Annotated in this window: 1 protein-coding gene; it reads right to left on the bottom strand. The window is 71.6% G+C overall.

Annotated features, from left to right (window positions below; genetic code table 11):
* Positions 1 to 74: 74 nt before the first annotated feature.
* Positions 75 to 1,128: hypothetical protein (locus ACTQWE_RS10120; protein WP_441921696.1), on the bottom strand; the 1,054-nt coding region annotated here is incomplete at its 5' end.

Here is a 1,128-nt window from a genome sequence, read left to right as displayed (position 1 = left end):
ATGTTTGGTTGTGGTGGGCTGTTTTTTTTTTATAAGAGCCCGCCGGGGGCCGCCCGCGGCGGGGCGCGGCGCGCCTAGCCCAGCAGCTCCGCGATGGCGGCCTCCGCCTCCTCGCGCGTGGCGGCCCAGCTGCCCTGCACCATGTGGGGCTTGCCGCCGCCGCGCCCGCCCAGGCGGCCGTTCAGCTGCTTGCACGCGGCTCGCAGGTCCGCGTCCTCGCTCGCGAGCACGTACGCGATGCGTCCATCGCCGCCGGCCGCGGGCGAGAGCGCGGCGCACATGGTGGCCTCCGTCCGCTCCAGCGCGCGCTCGCACAGGTAGCGCAGCTCGTCCACGTCGAGGCCGTCGCGGTAGCACGTCAGGAGTGCCCCCGTGGGCGAGAAGGACGCGACCTCCTGGTCGATGATCTTGCGGTTGGCCTGCTTCAGCAGGTGCTTCAGCTCGTCCTTCTCGCCCGAGAGGCGCCGCACGGCGTCGGGCACGTCCTCGTCCGCGACGGAGAGGAAGTTGCTCGTGTCGCGCAGGCGCCCCGTGAGGTCCTCGCACGCCTCGAGCGCGCGACGCCCGCACAAGAGCTCGATGCGGGTCTTCTTCTTTTTGGTGCCCACGCGCAGGATCTTGACCAGGCCCACCTGGCCGGTCGTCGCCACGTGGGTGCCGCAGCACGCGCAGGAGTCCACGCCGTCGATCACCACCACGCGGATCTGCCCGTCGTGGTCCTTCTTGCTGCGATAGTCCATCGCGTCCAGCTGCTCCGGCGTGGGCAGGAGCGCGCGCACGGGCACGTCGTCGCGCACGGCCTGGTTTGCGCGGCGCTCAACGTCCAGGGCCTGCTCCGGCGTGAGGATGCCGTCGAAGTCGACCTCGATGCACTTCTCGCCCATGTGGAAGCCCACGTTGTCGTAGCCAAAGAGCGCGTGCACGATGCCGGAAACGATGTGCTCGCCCGTGTGGGCCTCCATGTTGTCGCGGCGCCACGTCCAGTCGAGCGCGCCGTGGACGCGGGTGCCCACGGCAAGCGGCGCGTCCGTCAGGTGGAGCACGGTGCCGGGCTCCGCGCCGGGCACGGCCTCGCGCACGTGGACGGTGCCGGGGGCCTCCGTGGCAGCGCCCTCGCCCGCGCCCTCC

The sequence above is a fragment of the Parafannyhessea sp. LCP19S3_B1 genome (assembly GCF_052121955.1).
GTDB lineage: Bacteria > Actinomycetota > Coriobacteriia > Coriobacteriales > Atopobiaceae > Parafannyhessea.
Note: the sequence above shows the minus strand (reverse complement) of the source record. Positions and strands in the feature narration are given on the sequence as shown.